The sequence below is a fragment of the Escherichia sp. UTM R2 genome (assembly GCF_048593455.1).
Lineage (GTDB): Bacteria > Pseudomonadota > Gammaproteobacteria > Enterobacterales > Enterobacteriaceae > Escherichia > Escherichia coli.
Genome location: NZ_JBFWDY010000002.1, coordinates 3,333,371 through 3,352,312 on the forward strand (window position 1 = coordinate 3,333,371; position 18,942 = coordinate 3,352,312).

General features: G+C 52.6%; 14 protein-coding genes. 6 read left to right on the plus strand and 8 right to left on the minus strand.

Annotation, left to right across the window (positions count from 1 at the left end):
* Positions 1–9: 9 nt before the first annotated feature.
* Both AB4H76_RS17015 and glsA read right to left on the minus strand, forming a co-directional pair.
* Complete coding sequence (locus AB4H76_RS17015) at positions 10–1,302, minus strand: APC family permease (RefSeq protein WP_000982172.1); 1,293 nt, start codon at positions 1,300–1,302, stop codon at positions 10–12.
* Between the two features lie 2 nt (positions 1,303–1,304).
* A complete protein-coding gene (gene glsA / locus AB4H76_RS17020) occupies positions 1,305–2,237 on the minus strand; it encodes a glutaminase A (protein ID WP_000883034.1) in 933 nt (310 codons plus the stop codon).
* 261 nt (positions 2,238–2,498) lie between these two features.
* Here glsA and copA point away from each other — a divergent pair, with 261 nt between their 5' ends.
* Positions 2,499–5,003, plus strand: a complete 2,505-nt coding sequence (gene copA / locus AB4H76_RS17025; RefSeq protein WP_000083955.1) for a copper-exporting P-type ATPase CopA — start codon at positions 2,499–2,501, stop codon at positions 5,001–5,003.
* Between the two features lie 416 nt (positions 5,004–5,419).
* Here the strand turns inward: copA and AB4H76_RS17030 are convergent, their stop codons facing one another.
* Positions 5,420–5,761 (minus strand): HigA family addiction module antitoxin, encoded by a 342-nt coding sequence (locus tag AB4H76_RS17030; RefSeq protein WP_001338329.1) that lies wholly within the window; start codon positions 5,759–5,761, stop codon positions 5,420–5,422.
* 137 nt (positions 5,762–5,898) lie between these two features.
* Between AB4H76_RS17030 and AB4H76_RS17035 the strand changes: the two genes are divergently transcribed.
* Positions 5,899–6,693 carry a TraB/GumN family protein gene (locus tag AB4H76_RS17035; protein WP_000365173.1) on the plus strand — a complete coding sequence of 265 codons (795 nt, stop codon included), beginning with the start codon at positions 5,899–5,901 and terminating at the stop codon, positions 6,691–6,693.
* Between the two features lie 203 nt (positions 6,694–6,896).
* Complete coding sequence (gene ybaK, locus AB4H76_RS17040) at positions 6,897–7,376, plus strand: Cys-tRNA(Pro)/Cys-tRNA(Cys) deacylase YbaK (protein WP_000186631.1); 480 nt, start codon at positions 6,897–6,899, stop codon at positions 7,374–7,376.
* Between the two features lie 36 nt (positions 7,377–7,412).
* On the opposite strand, the gene ushA is transcribed toward ybaK, so the two are convergent.
* The gene (gene ushA, locus AB4H76_RS17045) at positions 7,413–9,065 is read right to left on the minus strand and encodes a bifunctional UDP-sugar hydrolase/5'-nucleotidase (protein ID WP_000771748.1); all 1,653 of its coding nucleotides are present in this window, start codon (positions 9,063–9,065) and stop codon (positions 7,413–7,415) included.
* 217 nt (positions 9,066–9,282) lie between these two features.
* Here ushA and fsr point away from each other — a divergent pair, with 217 nt between their 5' ends.
* Positions 9,283–10,503 (plus strand): fosmidomycin MFS transporter, encoded by a 1,221-nt coding sequence (gene fsr, locus AB4H76_RS17050; protein WP_001251608.1) that lies wholly within the window; start codon positions 9,283–9,285, stop codon positions 10,501–10,503.
* Between the two features lie 237 nt (positions 10,504–10,740).
* A complete protein-coding gene (ybaL, locus tag AB4H76_RS17055) occupies positions 10,741–12,417 on the plus strand; it encodes a YbaL family putative K(+) efflux transporter (protein ID WP_077491504.1) in 1,677 nt (558 codons plus the stop codon).
* Between the two features lie 132 nt (positions 12,418–12,549).
* Here the strand turns inward: ybaL and gsk are convergent, their stop codons facing one another.
* Positions 12,550–13,854, minus strand: coding sequence for an inosine/guanosine kinase (gene gsk / locus AB4H76_RS17060; RefSeq protein WP_000671574.1), 1,305 nt, complete (start codon positions 13,852–13,854; stop codon positions 12,550–12,552).
* A gap of 151 nt (positions 13,855–14,005) precedes the next feature.
* On the opposite strand from gsk, the gene aes reads away from it, so the two are divergent.
* The gene (gene aes, locus AB4H76_RS17065; protein WP_000801813.1) at positions 14,006–14,965 is read left to right on the plus strand and encodes an acetyl esterase; all 960 of its coding nucleotides are present in this window, start codon (positions 14,006–14,008) and stop codon (positions 14,963–14,965) included.
* On the opposite strand, the gene hemH is transcribed toward aes, so the two are convergent.
* The 3 genes from hemH to htpG all read right to left on the minus strand — a co-directional run bounded on the left by hemH (position 14,962) and on the right by htpG (position 18,859).
* Positions 14,962–15,924, minus strand: coding sequence for a ferrochelatase (hemH, locus tag AB4H76_RS17070; protein WP_001250103.1), 963 nt, complete (start codon positions 15,922–15,924; stop codon positions 14,962–14,964). The genes aes and hemH overlap by 4 nt on opposite strands.
* Positions 15,925–16,159: 235 nt before the next feature.
* Complete coding sequence (gene adk, locus AB4H76_RS17075) at positions 16,160–16,804, minus strand: adenylate kinase (RefSeq protein WP_001220233.1); 645 nt, start codon at positions 16,802–16,804, stop codon at positions 16,160–16,162.
* Positions 16,805–16,984: 180 nt separating this feature from the next.
* Complete coding sequence (htpG, locus tag AB4H76_RS17080; RefSeq protein ID WP_000678201.1) at positions 16,985–18,859, minus strand: molecular chaperone HtpG; 1,875 nt, start codon at positions 18,857–18,859, stop codon at positions 16,985–16,987.
* Positions 18,860–18,942: the final 83 nt, after the last annotated feature.

The following is an 18,942-nucleotide window of genomic DNA, read 5'->3' on the forward strand; positions in this document are numbered from 1 at the left end:
AGAGAGATGTTATACGGTTTTATTGCGCTTCATGACCATTGCCACAATAAGGCTGAGTAAGAGTGAGCCAATAATCCATATCAACGCACGGCTACCCTGGGACCACAGACTGTAGATAAAGCCAACGATCACCAACAACATCACCAACGTACCAACGATAAGAATCGGCAACGAGGCGTGAATATCATGACGCAGGCGGATCGCCACCACAAACACCGCCAGGTAGCAAATCAAAAAGGTGGCGCTGGCAACGCTGGCGAGTGAGCCTAAATTCAGTGCCGCCGTCATCAGCATAATCAACACCACGACAATAATGTTGCCCCAGGTACTCTGCCGCCACAGGGATTTATTCATTAGCTTCGGCAGTTCGCGTTCGCTGCCCATGTTGTCCATGATGTTAAACACGGCGAACAGGTTCGCGTTAATGGCTGAAGCCGTCGCCAGTAAAGCGCCGATGACGACGATCACATAACCCACATGCCCGAGCAGCGGAGAAGCAGCCTGCGCTACGGCGGTATCGGCATATTTTTCTAACTCTAATGCCGATACATCGCTAAGCAAAACCAGTGCCAGCGAGATATAAAGCAACGTGGTAACGCCAATCGCCACCAGAAACGCCCGTGGCATAATGACCTGCGGATCTTTCACTTTATCCGCCGCGTTCGCCATCATGCCAAAGCCCGCATAGGCAAGGAAAGTTATCCCAATACAGGAGAAGAACGCACCGGAGCTGGGGGGCGCAGAGACGGAAATATGCGCCGGTTGCAGCGACCAGACACCGGCAATAATCAGCAATAACAGGATCATCATTTTAATGCCGACGAGGATCACTTCCAGCCGCCCTACCGCATGGTTGCTTAAGGAGTTGAAAAGCGTCATCACCGCAATGATCCCCAACGCGTAGAGCAAAATAAGGTGCTCCTCCTGGCTGCCTTCATGCAAAAACTGCACGGCATAAGCGCCAAAAGCACGGGCGACCATGGCGATGCTCACCGCCAGCGTCAACAGGTACAGTAACGAGAGCGCCAGCGAAAAGACGCCGTTGCCTAATCCGCGACGAAAGAAGTCGATAATGCCGCCATTGCTGGGATAGCTCGCCCCCAGACGCGCATAGGCATAACCGGAAAACATCGCCACAATACCGCCAAAAGCAAAGGCGACCCAGGTCGAGGCTTCCATTAGCAATGCAGCCTGCCCCAGCAGCGCGAAGATCCCCGCCCCCACCATTGCCCCAATGCCGATGGAAACGACGTTCCATAGACCGAGAGGTTTGTTACCGTTATTACCTTCCGTGTTCATCATGATCAGCCCTTAAACACGTTATAGCCGAGTTGCTTAGCGACCGATGCCACCATTTTTTGACCGCGAACACTGTTGCCATCTTCGTCCAGCGGTGGTGAGAACGCGGCAATTCCCATCACGCCAGGGACGACCGCCAGAATACCGCCACCTACACCGCTTTTGCCCGGTAAACCAACACGATACGCCCAGTCACCGGAGCGACCATACAGCCCTTCCATCATCATTTCGGCCAGAATGTACGGCACGTTGTCGGCCTGAAGAACGCGTTTATGCGTCAACGGATTCACACCACCTGCCGCCAGCGTCGCGCCAAGCGTTGCCAGTTCAATAGTATTGAGGAGCGTGGAGCACTGACGGGTATACACGTCACAGGCTTCCATTGCATCACAATAGAGATATCCGGCGGAGTACAGCAGCCAGGCTATGGCCCGGTTATGGAAGTTGGTTGTTTGTTCCGACTGGTTGACTTCGTCAGAGAGCGCTACCTGCTCGCCAGCCAGTTGCTGTTGGATATGTAAAATTCGCTGCCAGCGTTGTTCAACATTTTCAGCGTTAATCAGGCTGGTGGTGGCAATAGCGCCAGCATTTACCAGTGGCGAAAGCGGTTTGCCGCCATGCAACTCTAAGGCGATAACTGAGTTAAAGGGCAATCCGGTCGGGTCAGCGCCAATTTTGTCCTGTACCGCCTGCGGGCCGACATCTTCTAACGCAAGGGCTAACGTACAGACTTTCGAGATGGATTCCAGTGCAAAGCGGTAATCACTGTCACCCGCACTATAGACGTTGCCATCGCAGGTCACGATAGCCACTGCCGCCAGTTGACCTGGTACATTCGCCAGAAAGGGAATGTAATCGGCATTTTGTCCGCCGTTAAGTGAGTGAAATTGGGTGTAAGCCTGATCCACTGCCTGCTGTAATTTGTTTGCATCTAACATCTTTTGTTAACTCCTTTTTATAGATGCGGGAGGTAATTCCTCACCCCGGTGCCGATTTTCAGGCATCCTGATTTAACTTAGCACCCGCAACTTAACTACAGGAAAACAAAGAGATAAATGTCTAATCCTGATGCAAATCGAGCCGATTTTTTAATCTTTACGGACTTTTACCCGCCTGGTTTATTAATTTCTTGACCTTCCCCTTGCTGGAAGGTTTAACCTTTATCACAGCCAGTCAAAACTGTCTTAAAGGAGTGTTTTATGTCACAAACTATCGACCTGACCCTGGACGGCCTGTCCTGCGGTCACTGCGTTAAACGCGTGAAAGAAAGTCTTGAACAGCGTCCGGATGTTGAGCAGGCGGATGTGTCTATCACTGAAGCGCACGTTACCGGGACTGCCAGTGCAGAACAGCTGATCGAAACCATCAAACAAGCGGGTTATGACGCATCTGTAAGCCACCCAAAGGCTAAACCGCTGGCGGAGTCATCAATCCCGTCGGAAGCACTGACAGCGGTTTCTGAGGCGCTTCCGGCAGCGACCGCCGATGACGATGACAGCCAGCAGTTGCTGCTGAGCGGCATGAGCTGCGCCAGCTGTGTCACCCGCGTGCAAAATGCGCTGCAAAGCGTACCGGGCGTCACTCAGGCACGGGTAAACCTGGCGGAGCGTACTGCGCTGGTGATGGGCAGTGCCTCCCCACAAGATTTAGTGCAGGCGGTGGAAAAAGCGGGCTACGGCGCGGAAGCGATTGAAGATGACGCTAAACGCCGCGAGCGCCAGCAAGAAACCGCCGTCGCTACGATGAAGCGCTTCCGCTGGCAGGCAATTGTCGCACTGGCGGTGGGTATCCCGGTGATGGTCTGGGGGATGATCGGCGATAACATGATGGTCACCGCTGACAACCGCAGCCTGTGGTTGGTTATCGGCCTGATAACCCTGGCAGTGATGGTTTTCGCCGGCGGCCATTTTTACCGCAGTGCATGGAAAAGCCTGCTGAACGGTGCGGCGACGATGGATACGCTGGTGGCGCTGGGTACTGGCGTGGCGTGGCTCTATTCGATGAGCGTCAACCTGTGGCCGCAGTGGTTCCCGATGGAAGCGCGACATCTTTATTACGAAGCCAGCGCGATGATTATCGGTCTGATCAATCTCGGCCATATGCTGGAAGCGCGCGCACGCCAGCGTTCTTCTAAGGCGCTGGAAAAGTTACTCGATTTAACCCCGCCGACGGCACGCCTGGTTACTGACGAAGGTGAAAAAAGCGTGCCTCTGGCAGAAGTGCAGCCAGGTATGTTGCTGCGCCTGACGACCGGCGATCGCGTGCCGGTAGATGGCGAGATTACCCAGGGCGAAGCATGGCTGGATGAAGCGATGCTGACGGGCGAACCAATCCCGCAGCAAAAAGGCGAAGGCGATAGCGTCCATGCCGGGACAGTGGTACAGGACGGCAGTGTGCTGTTTCGTGCCAGTGCGGTTGGCAGCCATACTACGCTGTCACGAATCATTCGCATGGTGCGCCAGGCCCAGAGCAGCAAGCCAGAAATCGGTCAGCTGGCGGATAAAATCTCAGCCGTATTTGTGCCGGTAGTGGTGGTTATTGCGCTTGTCAGTGCGGCAATCTGGTATTTCTTTGGTCCGGCACCGCAGATTGTCTATACCCTGGTGATTGCCACCACGGTACTGATTATTGCCTGTCCGTGTGCGCTGGGGCTGGCGACGCCGATGTCGATTATTTCCGGCGTCGGGCGGGCGGCTGAGTTTGGCGTGCTGGTGCGGGACGCTGACGCGCTGCAACGCGCCAGTACACTCGACACTGTAGTGTTCGATAAAACCGGGACGCTGACTGAAGGGAAGCCGCAGGTTGTCGCAGTGAAAACATTTGCTGATGTTGATGAAGCGCAGGCATTGCGTCTGGCGGCGGCACTGGAGCAAGGTTCCAGCCATCCGCTGGCACGAGCGATCCTCGATAAAGCAGGTGATATGCAGCTACCGCAGGTCAACGGTTTCCGCACATTGCGCGGGCTGGGCGTGAGCGGTGAAGCTGAAGGTCATGCGTTATTGCTGGGCAATCAGGCGCTGTTAAATGAGCAACAGGTTGGTACCAAAGCTATCGAAGCGGAGATTACTGCTCAGGCATCGCAAGGGGCAACGCCTGTGCTGCTGGCGGTTGACGGGAAAGCGGTAGCCCTGCTGGCAGTACGCGATCCGTTGCGTAGTGATAGCGTGGCAGCGCTGCAACGCCTGCATAAAGCGGGATATCGTCTGGTGATGTTGACCGGGGATAACCCAACCACCGCCAATGCGATCGCCAAAGAAGCAGGGATTGATGAGGTGATCGCCGGGGTGCTGCCGGACGGTAAAGCCGAAGCGATCAAACATCTGCAAAGTGAAGGACGTCAGGTGGCAATGGTGGGCGACGGCATTAACGACGCGCCAGCGCTGGCTCAGGCGGATGTCGGCATTGCGATGGGTGGCGGCAGTGATGTTGCCATTGAAACCGCGGCGATTACCCTGATGCGCCATAGCCTGATGGGCGTTGCGGATGCGCTCGCTATTTCCCGCGCAACGCTGCACAACATGAAGCAGAACCTGCTCGGTGCGTTTATCTACAACAGTATCGGTATTCCGGTCGCCGCCGGTATTTTGTGGCCGTTCACTGGAACACTGCTTAACCCGGTAGTTGCCGGAGCGGCAATGGCGCTCTCGTCGATTACCGTAGTGAGTAACGCCAACCGGTTGCTGCGGTTTAAACCGAAGGAATAAGTACATCATTGCGGATGCGCTGCTTTAGGGTGGCGCATTTGGCATCGACGCATGACTGCCGGATGCGGCGTAAACGCCTTATCCGGCCTACGGTTCAGGCACAGGTTTGTAGGCCTGATAAGACGCGTAAGCGTCGCATCAGGCAATGGTGCTCGGATGCCGGATGCGGCGTAAACGCCTTATCCGGCCTACGGTTCAGGCACAGGTTTGTAGGCCTGATAAGACGCGTAAGCGTCGCATCAGGCAATGGTGCTCGGATGCCGGATGCGGCGTAAACGCCTTATCCGGCCTACGGTTCAGGCACAAGTTTGTAGGCCTGATAAGACGGGTAAGCGTCGCATCAGGCAATGGTGCTCGGATGCCGGATGCGGCGTGAACGCCTTATCCGGCCTACGAGATGAAGCGATGTTTTGGCCTTACGCGACCTTTTTTGTACGCTCTTCACGGCGTGCTAAATATTCAGCCACTGTTTCAATCCGTCCCAATTCTTCCTGGGTGCGCATGTTGTTTTCAACTTCCCAAAGATCAACCGCCGCCTGGAGGTTTAGCCAAAAATCGACTGTGGTATCAAAAACTTTCGCCAGACGAAATGCCATCTCAGTAGTGAGTTTACGATTGTTATTGATCAGTGCACTGACGCTATTACGATGAACATGCAGCAACTCTGCTAACTCATTGATTTTCAAATCGAGCGGTTCCAGATATTCATAGAGAAGAATATCTCCGGGTGTCGTCGGTTTTCTTGTTGCCTGTTTCATAGTTTTTAACTGTTGCTTCCCTGTGAATAGCGATACAAGAACATACTGAATCATACAAACACATTAAACAAGTCCCCAACTCCATTTGCGCCATCCCTCCCCGCGCGCTAGCATGATATTTCACAAAGGGAGGTCGTATGGATCTGTTGTACCGGGTAAAAACGCTTTGGGCCGCGCTGCGCGGTAATCATTACACCTGGCCTGCCATCGATATCACCCTTCCCGGCAATCGCCATTTTCATCTGATTGGCAGTATTCATATGGGTAGCCACGATATGGCTCCCCTGCCCACCCGTTTGCTCAAAAAGCTCAAAAACGCCGATGCGCTGATCGTCGAGGCGGATGTTTCCACCAGCGATACGCCTTTTGCTAATTTGCCTGCCTGCGAGGCGCTGGAAGAGCGCATTAGCGAGGAGCAACTCCAAAACCTGCAGCACATTAGCCAGGAGATGGGCATTTCTCCCTCGCTCTTTTCTACCCAACCGCTGTGGCAAATCGCGATGGTTCTTCAGGCGACGCAGGCACAAAAACTGGGGCTGCGGGCAGAATACGGTATCGATTACCAGCTATTGCAGGCGGCGAAACAACAACATAAACCCGTGATTGAACTGGAAGGGGCTGAAAACCAGATTGCCATGTTGCTCCAGCTCCCTGACAAAGGACTGGCGCTGCTGGACGATACGCTGACCCACTGGCATACCAACGCACGGTTGCTGCAACAAATGATGAGCTGGTGGCTGAATGCACCTCCGCAAAATAATGATATAACGCTGCCCAATACGTTCAGTCAGTCGCTGTACGATGTGCTGATGCATCAGCGAAATCTCGCCTGGCGGGATAAATTACGCGCCATGCCGCCGGGGCGATATGTGGTCGCGGTCGGTGCACTACACCTGTATGGAGAAGGGAATTTGCCGCAAATGTTGCGCTAAAAAAATGGCCAATATCGCTATTGGCCCGTCAAAGAGGAATTTCATTTTTTTATTATTATGCCGTCACTTTAAGCGACGGTGTAACTCGATTGTCGCTCAATCTCACCATCCTGCCAATACTCTTAGGCAAGATGACTCTTTTTTTTGGACCGCCATCAGGCGTATGCTTGCTTCGTTTTTTTGTTTAAGGCAGGAAAATTACCATGACACCCGCAGTTAAATTACTCGAAAAAAACAAGATTTCGTTTCAAATCCATACCTACGAGCACGATCCGGCTGAAACCAATTTTGGCGATGAAGTCGTCAAAAAATTAGGTTTGAATCCGGATCAGGTCTACAAAACGCTGCTGGTGGCAGTGAACGGTGATATGAAACACCTTGCCGTGGCCGTTACGCCGGTCGCAGGTCAACTGGATCTTAAAAAAGTAGCAAAAGCGCTGGGTGCCAAGAAAGTTGAGATGGCCGATCCGATGGTCGCGCAGCGTTCGACGGGATACCTGGTTGGAGGGATTAGCCCACTGGGGCAGAAAAAACGTCTGCCAACGATTATCGACGCCCCCGCACAAGAATTTGCCACTATTTATGTTTCCGGCGGCAAGCGCGGACTGGATATCGAACTGGCGGCAGGCGATCTGGCAAAGATCCTCGACGCCAAATTTGCTGATATCGCCCGCCGCGATTAAGCATTGTGCCGGATGCAAACATCCGGCACTTTCGGATTACTGCCAGCTCACCTCACCTTTCGGTTCATAAACACTCACATCCAGCGGCGAGCTTTTCTGGATATACGCTTTCAGCACTTCGGCATCAATAAAGCCGGTATTCACATAGCCCGGTTTGTTATCAAGGCGCGGATATCCATCACCGCCGGTGGCATTGAAGTTTAATGTCGCCATACGGTAAGTTTTCGCTGGATCGACCGGTTCGCCTTTGATTTTAAGGTCGTTCAGTTTGCCGTCTTTCGCCACAAAGCTAACGTTGGCAAATTGCGGGTAGGCACCTGAATCTGGCTTCATCTGCGCGACGGCGGTCAGGTAATCAATCACCTCTTTACCGGTCATGTCGGCATACACCACCACATTGCCGAATGGCTGCACTTTCAGCACGTTTTTATAGCTGATATCGCCTGCTTCGATAGAATCACGAATTCCGCCTCCGCTCATCACCGCAAAGTCGGCGCCAGTGCGATCCATTTGGGCTGCCAGAATCAACCGCCCCATATTGGTCTGTACAAAACGCACTTTGTCACGATCGCCTTCCAGACGACCATTGGTTTCGCCTATTTTCACTTCCAGCTGCGCTTTGCCTTTGTTCTGGAACGGTGATAACAGCGAGATCATTTGCTGGTTTTCAGCGATTTCAGGAGTGTAAAGCACGCGCTCGCTTTTCCCGTCTTCCCAGGTCACTTTCTTCTTCAGGTTCACCGGAATCAGCTGGTAGTTAACCATTTTCATTTCGCCATTACGAAACTCAAAATCAGCCCGTCCCACGTATTTGCCCCACTCATGCGCCTGCACAATCCAGATGCCGTTTTGTTGATCTGGTTTGCATGGCGTACCCGGCACGTAATCGACCTGTTTTTTGTTTTCTGCCGCCATGCAGACCGGATCTTGCGAGTGACCACCGACGATCATCGCCAGCGATCCGGCAGGCAGCGCGCGTGCCATCTCCACATCGCCCGGTGCGTTAGAGCCGTGCTCACCATTATCGTAATGCCCCATATGGGTCGCCGCGATAATAATGTCTGGCTTTTCTGTCTGTTGCAGCTCCTGAATCACCAGCTTCGCTTCATCGGCGGGCTTACGAAATTCGATATCAGTGAAGTATTCCGGGTTACCAATTTTTGCTGTGTCATCGGTTGTCAGCCCAATAACGGCAATTTTCAGATCCTGACGCTTAAACAGCGCCCACGGTTTAAACAGGCGCTCGCCAGTACTTTTCTGGTAGATATTCGCGGAAAGCAACGGGAACTTGGCCCACTTTTCCTGCTGGCGTAATACGGTGAGCGGATTATCAAATTCATGATTACCGATCGCCATCGCGTCATAGCCCACCAGATTCATACCGCGAAAATCAGGTTCGGCATCCTGTAAGTCAGACTCGGGCACGCCAGTGTTAATGTCGCCACCGGAAAGTAGCAGCACGCTACCGCCTTCAGCCGCAACCTCTTTGCGGATACCATCCACCAGCGTTTTTTGCGCCGCCAGACCATATTCGCCATATTCATTGCGCCAAAAATGCCCATGATGATCATTGGTATGCAGAACTGTAATTTTGTAGGTTTTATCCTGCTCATACGCCAGAGCAGTTTCACTCGCCAGTGTAAATGTGGTTAACAGCGCTAACGCCACGCCCCGCTGCAATAATTTCATACTTCTCTCCCTGACCTGATTTCAACGTGTTGAAAAATAGTATGACGCGACATCATAGACAAGTCTGCGTCCGGTGAAGATAAATCTGCATCCAGATTAGAAATTCTGTATTCGGCGTTGAGACTTCCTTCAGACGACGCATACAGGTATGTTAGTCTGGTAATAATCACAAATAAGATCATTCTTTACATCGCAACCCTGAAAAAGTGACTTTCCTATGGCAATGAGTGAACAACCCCAGCCTGTGGCGGGCGCGGCTGCGTCAACGACCAAGGCCCGAACATCGTTTGGTATTTTAGGTGCTATCAGCCTCTCACATCTGCTGAACGACATGATCCAATCGCTGATTCTGGCGATTTATCCGCTGCTTCAGTCAGAATTTTCTCTGACATTTATGCAGATTGGCATGATAACCCTCACCTTCCAGCTCGCCTCTTCGCTACTGCAACCAGTGGTCGGCTACTGGACCGATAAATATCCGATGCCATGGTCGTTGCCAATTGGCATGTGCTTTACCTTAAGCGGTCTGGTGCTGCTTGCGCTGGCGGGCAGTTTTGGCGCAGTTCTGCTGGCGGCGGCGCTGGTCGGTACCGGTTCATCGGTCTTTCATCCGGAATCTTCTCGCGTGGCCCGTATGGCTTCCGGCGGGCGGCATGGCCTGGCGCAATCTATCTTTCAGGTCGGCGGCAACTTTGGCAGTTCCCTGGGACCCTTGCTGGCGGCGGTGATTATCGCGCCTTATGGCAAAGGCAACGTTGCCTGGTTTGTGCTTGCGGCACTGCTGGCGATCGTGGTGTTGGCGCAAATCAGCCGTTGGTACTCGGCACAGCACCGAATGAATAAAGGAAAACCCAAAGCGACGATTATCAATCCACTGCCGCGCAATAAAGTTGTACTGGCGGTCAGCATTCTGTTAATCCTCATTTTCTCGAAATATTTCTATATGGCGAGCATCAGCAGCTATTACACCTTTTATCTGATGCAAAAATTCGGATTATCTATCCAGAATGCTCAGCTTCATCTGTTTGCCTTCCTGTTTGCCGTTGCGGCAGGTACGGTGATCGGCGGGCCTGTAGGGGATAAAATTGGGCGGAAATATGTGATTTGGGGCTCTATCCTCGGCGTTGCGCCGTTTACGCTGATTTTACCCTACGCCAGCCTGCACTGGACGGGGGTTTTAACGGTGATTATTGGATTTATCCTCGCTTCGGCATTCTCTGCCATTCTGGTCTACGCTCAGGAGCTGCTTCCAGGACGTATCGGTATGGTTTCTGGACTCTTTTTCGGTTTTGCTTTTGGCATGGGAGGTCTGGGAGCGGCAGTTCTGGGGCTTATCGCCGATCACACCAGCATCGAGTTAGTCTATAAAATCTGTGCTTTCCTGCCACTATTGGGGATGTTGACCATATTCCTGCCTGATAACCGGCATAAAGACTGATTTCATTGCAGCCAAAGGCAAACTTTGGCTGCATCGTTTTACAGTCGCCATAAGCCTTTCCTCTGTTAAACCGCCTTCTGTTTTCCGATCCGTGCTTTTTTTGCAGCTAATTCCATTTTTCTGCAAAATTCAATAATTATTCATGAACATCATCAATGAAATTGTCATAAACTATTACCTGTAATTTTGGTTTTCCCGGCCAAAAATGGACAATAACCACCAGGAAAAGGAGACGGAATGCATCACGCCACCCCGCTTATCACCACCATTGTTGGCGGCCTTGTGCTCGCCTTTATCCTCGGCATGCTGGCCAATAAACTACGTATTTCTCCTCTGGTGGGATATCTGTTAGCGGGTGTGCTGGCAGGACCATTCACTCCGGGCTTTGTTGCCGATACCAAGCTTGCCCCGGAACTGGCTGAACTGGGCGTCATTCTGTTGATGTTTGGCGTCGGTTTGCACTTTTCGCTGAAGGATTTGATGGCGGTAAAGGCCATCGCCATTCCCGGTGCGATCGCCCAGATAGCCGTGGCGACGCTGCTGGGTATGGCGCTCTCTGCCGTGCTGGGCTGGTCGTTAATGACCGGTATCGTGTTCGGTTTATGTCTTTCCACCGCCAGTACCGTGGTGTTACTGCGCGCACTTGAAGAACGGCAATTAATTGACAGTCAGCGTGGGCAAATCGCCATCGGTTGGTTGATTGTGGAAGACCTGGTAATGGTTCTGACGCTGGTGTTGCTGCCCGCAGTGGCAGGAATGATGGAACAGGGCGATGTGGGCTTTGCCACTCTTGCAGTCGATATGGGGATCACCATCGGCAAAGTGATCGCATTTATCGCCATTATGATGCTGGTAGGTCGCCGTCTGGTGCCGTGGATTATGGCACGCAGCGCGGCAACCGGTTCTCGCGAGCTGTTTACCCTGTCGGTGCTGGCGCTGGCGTTAGGGGTTGCCTTTGGTGCGGTAGAGCTGTTTGATGTCTCCTTTGCACTCGGTGCGTTCTTTGCCGGGATGGTACTGAACGAGTCTGAACTGAGTCACCGTGCCGCCCACGATACGCTGCCATTGCGCGACGCGTTTGCGGTGCTGTTTTTTGTCTCCGTCGGGATGTTGTTTGATCCGTTAATTCTGATTCAGCAACCGCTGGCAGTGCTGGCGACGCTGGCGATTATTCTGTTTGGTAAGTCGTTAGCCGCATTTTTCCTGGTGCGACTGTTTGGTCACTCCCAACGTACGGCATTAACCATCGCCGCCAGCCTGGCGCAGATTGGTGAGTTCGCGTTTATCCTGGCGGGACTGGGAATGGCATTGAATTTACTGCCGCAGGCCGGACAAAACCTGGTACTGGCAGGGGCGATCCTGTCGATTATGCTCAACCCGGTACTGTTCGCACTACTGGAGAAATATCTGGCGAAGACCGAAACGCTGGAAGAGCAGACGCTGGAAGAGGCAATCGAAGAAGAGAAGCAGATCCCAGTGGATATTTGCAACCATGCGCTACTGGTGGGTTACGGTCGTGTAGGCAGCCTGCTGGGGGAGAAATTGCTCGCCTCTGATATTCCGCTGGTGGTGATTGAGACGTCACGAACCCGTGTTGATGAGCTGCGAGAGCGCGGGGTCCGCGCAGTATTGGGCAATGCGGCGAACGAAGAAATTATGCAACTGGCGCATCTGGAATGTGCAAAATGGCTGATCCTGACGATTCCCAACGGTTATGAAGCGGGTGAGATTGTGGCATCTGCCCGCGCGAAAAATCCGGATATTGCGATTATTGCCCGCGCCCATTATGACGATGAAGTGGCGTATATCACCGAACGTGGTGCGAATCAGGTAGTGATGGGCGAGCGTGAAATCGCCCGTACCATGCTGGAACTGCTGGAAACGCCACCGGCGGGTGAGGTGGTGACGGGGTAAACGGTGGTTGCCGGATGTAAAATATGAAAAATATGTAGGCATGATAAGACGCGCCAGCGTCGCATCAGGCATCGAGAGCCAAATGCCAGATGCGGCGTGAACGCCTTATCTGGCCTACGAACCGACGATAACTTAACGATCCCAGTAAGACTCTTCCAGGCTGTCTTCACGCTCCGGCAAGCCGCGCGTTAAACGAGGTGAATGCTGGTTCAGTACCTGATAGCTCACACGGTTAGCATATTTACACACCTGCGCTAACGATGAATAAGTTAACCAGGTGAATTTATGTTTGCTGGAGTTTGGTACGTTGCTACGATGGTAGCTGTTGGCGGTAATGTCATGCAGCAACGCTGCCAATGCGCCATCCCCCGCTCCATTAGTGTTCATGATTTTTTCCGGCCCGCCCATGTACGGCGCAATGTGCGAATATACACGCAGCGGATTCTGGCAATCCTTGTGGCGCATGGCGCGGCTAAACTCATACTGGTTGAATTCCGCTATAGCGCCCGGCAGCAGCGGATGCTGGGTTTTACGTTTCGCTTCGTCTTCGGTAAAGCCCGCCATATACAAGCCGATTGGCCCGGCGGTGCACAGCACCAGATCTACCCAGTCCAGCGCCTTGTCAGATGCCAACAACGGATCGCTTTCTCCGGTCAACGCTTCGGCTTCATCTTCGTTCATCGCAAGGATAGAGACGTGATCTTTGAGGAATTGCTGCCACCACTGCGGATTCTCGGCAATGACAAACTTGGTGCCCAGCGTCAGCACCACCGGTACGTTATATTTCTTCGCGTACTCAATGGCTTTCATGGTTGCTTCCGGCATGGGTTCACCCGGCTTGCAACGCACCAGATATGAGGTGAGAACCAGTGCCGAGGCTCCGGCAATCACATCTTCCGGAATGCTTTCAGCCCGCAGCTGGTTCATGTGGCCTGGACTGATAGCAAAGGTACGTTCCCCGGACTCGCCAATCAGCGTAAAGCAACGACCAATCGGGCCATCCACGCCTTGTAGATAGTTAAGATCGGTACGGCTGGAAGTGTTACACAGGTAACGATAGGCATAACTGCCAATTTCAATATTGCTGCACATGACGCCCAGCAGCACCGAACGGTCGTCCGCGAGCACCGAGTAGTTGTGCATGGTGTTACCAATGGTGCCACCCGCAAACTGATGGGTAATCAGGTTTTTCTGTTTTAGTTCCTGATAAAGCGCTTCGGCTACATCATCCTCAATCACCAGTGAATGCCCGGCGCTTAATCCATAACGCTCAATAAATTCATCATCCACTTTCGCTTCAATATCGACCAGCGTTTGATCGATACCCACTACCCAGGCAGCGCTGGTTTCGTTTTCTGGCTGGAATTGCTGAAGCAGCGGATCGCGTGCGTTTACGGGGAAGTAATGTTTGGATTTACGTTTACCGGGAAATTTCATGGTTGTTTTTACGGGTGGTTAACTGAGCGGCGAATGTTAACACAATCTGACGGGAGCGCGCGAGACGCAGCCAGTTTCAATATCAGCAGGCGGGATCGCATTTTCATGGCAGTGGTTCCTTACAATGACGTAATTTGAAAGGAGTTTTTGTATGAAGCCGGAAAACAAACTACCTGTTCTGGACCTTATTTCTGCTGAAATGAAGACCGTTGTGAATACTCTTCAGCCGGATTTACCGCCCTGGCCCGCAACGGGAACGATTGCTGAGCAACGACAGTATTACACGCTTGAGCGCCGATTCTGGAATGCGGGCGCTCCAGAAATGGCAACCAGAGCTTACATGGTTCCAACAAAATATGGGCAGGTGGAAACACGTCTCTTTTGTCCGCAGCCAGATAGCCCAGCGACGCTATTTTATTTGCATGGAGGCGGTTTTATTCTCGGCAATCTCGATACCCACGATCGCATCATGCGCCTGCTGGCAAGCTACAGCCAATGTACGGTGATTGGTATTGATTACACCCTTTCACCTGAAGCGCGTTTTCCGCAAGCGATAGAGGAAATTGTGGCTGCTTGTTGTTATTTCCACCAGCAGGCGGAGGATTATCAAATCAATATGTCCCGCATTGGCTTTGCCGGTGATTCCGCAGGTGCCATGCTGGCGCTCGCCAGTGCGTTGTGGTTGCGTGATAAACAGATCGATTGCGGTAAAGTTGCGGGCGTTTTGCTGTGGTATGGGCTTTACGGATTACGGGATTCCGTGACTCGTCGTCTGTTGGGCGGTGTCTGGGATGGCTTAACGCAACAGGATTTGCAGATGTACGAAGAGGCATATTTAAGCAACGACGCGGACCGCGAGTCGCCGTATTACTGTCTGTTTAATAATGATCTCACTCGCGAAGTTCCGCCCTGTTTTATTGCCGGGGCGGAGTTCGATCCGCTGCTGGATGACAGCCGTCTGCTTTACCAGACGTTAGCGGCGCATCAGCAGCCCTGTGAGTTCAAACTCTACCCAGGCACGCTGCACGCCTTTTTGCATTATTCACGGATGATGAAAACCGCCGACGAGGCTCTTCGCGACGGCGCTCAGTTCTTTACCGCTCAGCTTTAGCGATACGCGGCAACAAGATTAGCCATCATTTCGATATGTTCCGGCGTGGCATTAAGCGCCGGAATATATTCATATTTTTTCCCGCCGGCACCGAGGAAGACCTCACGGTTTTGCTCGGCAATCTCTTCCAGCGTCTCCAGACAATCCGCAGCAAAGCCCGGGCACATCACCTGAATATGACCTACGCCTTTTTCTCCGAGCATTTTCAGCGTTTCGTCGGTATAAGGCATCAGCCAGGGTTCCCGACCAAAGCGCGACTGAAAGGTCATCATCACTTTTTCCGGTGCCATCCCCAATGCGGAAGCCAGTTCACGAGTCGTTGTGCGGCAACGTTGCGGGTAATCATCGCCTTCATCTGCATAACGCTGGGGAATGCCATGATAAGAGAGCAGTAGCAGATCCGGTTCGCCATGTTTGGCAAAAGAAGCGCGTACGCTGTTCGCCAGTGCATTAATGTAATCGTGGTTATCGGCGTAATCACGTATAAACGATATCCCCGGAATGCTACGTTTGCGCGCCAGAATGCGTGCCAGTTCATCCCATACCGCACCGACCGTAGAACAGGAGAATTGCGGATAAAGCGGCAGCACCACAATATGATCTACATGCTCTGCCAGGAGTTCATCTACGGCGCTTTCCAGTGATGGCGAGCCGTAGCTCATTCCCAGCGCTACGGGCATCTCCGGTAAACGTTGTGCCAGCGCCTGCTGTTGCTGGCGGCTGTAAACCATCAGCGGCGAGCCACCTTCCATCCAGACAGAGGCATACAGCTTCGCCACACGCGGCGAGCGCAGCGGCAAAATCACGCCGCGCAGCAATGGCCACCATAACAACCGTGAGGTATCAACCACGCGTCTGTCGCTTAAAAATTGTTTCAGATAGCGTTTTACCGCTTCAGGTGTGGGGGCATCGGGCGTACCCAGGTTTGCCAGCAGGATACCGGTTTTAGTCTGACGCATTACCGCCTCTTATCGATTCAACTTGTTGATAATTGTAGCGGAAAAGTGAGGAAGAAGAACTAATTGCTGTGAGAGGTCAAATCAGAAAAAGGAATAGCGCAGATTGAGGTTTTTGTAAAAGGCCGAATGAATATCCGGCCTGAGATTGCTGATAAGTTTGCTTGTGCGGGCCTGTTCCCCTCACCCTAACCCTCTCCCCGAGGGGGCGAGGGGACTGTCCGTGCGCGCTTTCGAATTAGCCGAGGATTTTTTCCAGATCAGCGCGAACTTCAGCAACCGGCTTGGTGCCGTCAACTTTCGCGTATTTGGTATTACCCGCTTCTGCTTCTTTGGAGTAGTAGCCGATCAGCGGTGCTGTCATCTGATGGTATTCAACCAGACGTTTACGTACGGTCTCTTCCTGATCATCTTTACGGGTAGTCAGTTCTTCACCGGTAACGTCGTCTTTGCCTTCTACTTTCGGCGGATTGAATTTAACGTGATAAACACGACCAGACGGCGCATGAACGCGGCGACCGACGATACGGTCAACGATCAGTTCGTCCGGTACGTCGAATTCCAGAACGTAATCAACATTGATGCCCGCTTCTTTCATCGCGTCTGCCTGCGGAATGGTACGCGGGAAGCCGTCCAACAGGAAACCATTACGGCAGTCTTCCTGAGCAATGCGCTCTTTAACCAGCGCGATCACCAGTTCGTCGGTGACCAGTTTGCCAGCATCCATAATGTCTTTTGCTTGTTTACCCAGCTCGGAGCCAGATTTGACCGCAGCACGCAGCATATCGCCAGTGGAGATTTGCGGAATACCATATTTCTCCATGATGAACTGAGCCTGAGTCCCTTTCCCCGCGCCCGGAGCGCCAAGCAGAATGATACGCATTGCGAAAATCCCCTTAAAATGTGTCGAATTTTTTGAAAAAGCGATAAACGATACCACCAACAGGCGATTGCCTCAAGAAAGGCACCTGAGGCTGAAACGGTTAATGGCGAGATAATTTGCGGAAAGTGCAGATGATGAAAAGAAAAATGCCGGATGACACAAAGGTCATCCGGCATGACATCAGGAAACCAGCAGCTGGTTCATACGACGAATAAACAGGTTCGGATCTTCCAGCGTGCCGCGTTCTGCCAGCAGCGCCTGATCCAGCAGCAGTTCTACCCACTCGCTGAACTTCGCTTCATCTTCAGTATCTGCCGCACGTTTCACCAGTACGTGATCCGGGTTCAGTTCGAAGATGTATTTCACTTCTGGCACTTTCTGGCCCGCCGCAGCGAACAGTTTCGCCATCTGAGTGCTCATTTCGTCCGCGTCGGTCGAAACGATCGCTGGCGTATCGGTCAGACGGTGAGTCAGACGGACATCTTTCACGCGCTCGCCGAGCAGGGCTTTCACACGGTCGATGAACGGAGTCAGTGCTTTCTCCGCTTCTTTCGCGCTCTCATCAACTTCGTCAGCCAGTTTTTCAAGCGACTCGTCAACTTTAGACACCGACTGGAACGGTTTACCGTCGAACTCAGTCAGATAGTTCATCATCCACTCATCGATGCGGTCGGAAAGCAGCAGAACTTCGATGCCTTTCTTACGCAGCAGTTCCAGGTGCGGGCTGCTCTTCGCTGCCGCATAGCTGTCTGCGGTGATGTAGTAGATTTTCTCCTGCCCTTCTTTCATGCGGGAAACGTAGTCTTCCAGAGATACGGTCTGCGCAGAAGAATCGGTATGGGTAGAAGCAAAACGCAGCAGTTTGGCGATCGCTTCCTGGTTAGCGAAATCTTCCGCCGGACCTTCTTTCAGTACCAGGCCAAACTGTTGCCAGAAGGTCTGGTATTTTTCCGCGTCGTCTTTCGCCAGTTTTTCCAGCATTTGCAGCACACGCTTGGTCAGCGCATTGCGCAGGTTACGCGTTACCGTGCTGTCCTGGAGGATTTCACGGGAAACGTTCAGCGGCAGATCGCTGGAGTCAATCAGACCACGCACGAAGCGCAGATAGTTCGGCATGAACTGTTCTGCGTCGTCCATGATGAACACACGCTGAACATACAGTTTCAGGCCGTGTTTATGATCGCGGTTCCACATATCCCACGGAGCCTGGGACGGGATGTACAGCAGGCTGGTGTACTCCTGCTTACCTTCAACACGGTTGTGGCTCCAGGTCAGCGGATCATTAAAGTCGTGGGCGATGTGTTTGTAGAACTCTTTGTACTCTTCATCGGTGATTTCCGACTTGTTACGAGTCCACAGCGCCTGCGCTTTGTTGATTTTCTCCCAGGAGATAACGGTTTCGCCGTCTTTCTCTTCGCGTTTTTCGATCTCTACCGGCAGCGCGATATGGTCGGAGTATTTGCTGATGATGGAACGCACGCGCCAGTCATCGAGGAACTCGTCTTCGCCTTCACGCAGATGCAGGGTGATTTCAGTACCACGATCTTCTTTGGTGATGTCGGCAACGGTATATTCACCTTCGCCAGCCGATTCCCAGAAGACGCCGTTTTCTGGTTTTTCGCCTGCCGCGCGAGTACGCACGGTCACTTTGTCGGCCACGATAAACGCAGAGTAGAAACCAACACCAAACTGACCGATCAGCTGGCTGTCTTTCGCCTGGTCAGAACCCAGGGATTCGAGGAATGATTTGGTACCGGATTTAGCGATAGTCCCCAGATGGTCAATCACTTCGTCGCGGGTCATCCCCACGCCGTTATCGGAGATGGTCAGCGTACGCTTGTCTTTATCGAAAGAGACACGAACGCGTAGTTCGCCATCACCTTCGTACAGGTCCGGGTTAGAGAGCGCACGGAAACGCAGCTTGTCCGCCGCATCGGAGGCGTTAGAGATAAGCTCACGCAGGAAGATTTCTTTATTGGAATAGAGAGAATGGATCATCAGGTGCAGAAGCTGTTTCACTTCTGACTGAAAACCACGAGTTTCTTGTCCTTTCATGTAGGTCTACCTCAATAATGCCATTTTAAGGTTAAAAACAGGATGTGGGAGAGATGGGGACAAGGGAGAATAATTTCAAGCGA

Coding starts and splice junctions, on each gene's coding strand:
- AB4H76_RS17015 (WP_000982172.1), bottom strand. CDS start 1,302: ATGATGAACACGGAAGGTAATAACGGTAACAAACCTCTCGGTCTATGG.
- glsA (WP_000883034.1), bottom strand. CDS start 2,237: ATGTTAGATGCAAACAAATTACAGCAGGCAGTGGATCAGGCTTACACC.
- copA (WP_000083955.1), top strand. CDS start 2,499: ATGTCACAAACTATCGACCTGACCCTGGACGGCCTGTCCTGCGGTCAC.
- AB4H76_RS17030 (WP_001338329.1), bottom strand. CDS start 5,761: ATGAAACAGGCAACAAGAAAACCGACGACACCCGGAGATATTCTTCTC.
- AB4H76_RS17035 (WP_000365173.1), top strand. CDS start 5,899: ATGGATCTGTTGTACCGGGTAAAAACGCTTTGGGCCGCGCTGCGCGGT.
- ybaK (WP_000186631.1), top strand. CDS start 6,897: ATGACACCCGCAGTTAAATTACTCGAAAAAAACAAGATTTCGTTTCAA.
- ushA (WP_000771748.1), bottom strand. CDS start 9,065: ATGAAATTATTGCAGCGGGGCGTGGCGTTAGCGCTGTTAACCACATTT.
- fsr (WP_001251608.1), top strand. CDS start 9,283: ATGGCAATGAGTGAACAACCCCAGCCTGTGGCGGGCGCGGCTGCGTCA.
- ybaL (WP_077491504.1), top strand. CDS start 10,741: ATGCATCACGCCACCCCGCTTATCACCACCATTGTTGGCGGCCTTGTG.
- gsk (WP_000671574.1), bottom strand. CDS start 13,854: ATGAAATTTCCCGGTAAACGTAAATCCAAACATTACTTCCCCGTAAAC.
- aes (WP_000801813.1), top strand. CDS start 14,006: ATGAAGCCGGAAAACAAACTACCTGTTCTGGACCTTATTTCTGCTGAA.
- hemH (WP_001250103.1), bottom strand. CDS start 15,924: ATGCGTCAGACTAAAACCGGTATCCTGCTGGCAAACCTGGGTACGCCC.
- adk (WP_001220233.1), bottom strand. CDS start 16,804: ATGCGTATCATTCTGCTTGGCGCTCCGGGCGCGGGGAAAGGGACTCAG.
- htpG (WP_000678201.1), bottom strand. CDS start 18,859: ATGAAAGGACAAGAAACTCGTGGTTTTCAGTCAGAAGTGAAACAGCTT.